1 pseudogene is annotated in these 241 nt (G+C 27.0%); it reads left to right on the top strand.

Going from position 1 to position 241, the window contains the following annotated elements:
* Window positions 1-241 (top strand): annotated as a pseudogene (locus RI01_RS02540) (DnaB-like helicase C-terminal domain-containing protein); the annotation flags it as partial.

The following is a 241-nucleotide window of genomic DNA, read 5'->3' as shown; positions in this document are numbered from 1 at the left end:
CATCATCCTCATCTCTTAGTTTTTTCTTATGAAATGACTTTAGAAGAAAATTTAAGTCGTTTATTAGCCCGCCAAACTCAAATTCCTTTAGATATTATTTTAGACAAAAATTTTCAAGATTTCTCCATTCACGACTACACGGAAAGGATGAAAACAGCAAAACAATTTTTTGCCAACATAAATTTATCATTTAGTTATGATAAAAGCAAAAATATTGATTATATCATTGATTTAGTTTATC

It is taken from the genome of Italian clover phyllody phytoplasma str. MA1 (genome assembly GCF_000300695.1).
Classification (GTDB): Bacteria; Bacillota_I; Bacilli_A; order Acholeplasmatales; family Acholeplasmataceae; genus Phytoplasma.
Note: the sequence above shows the minus strand (reverse complement) of the source record. Positions and strands in the feature narration are given on the sequence as shown.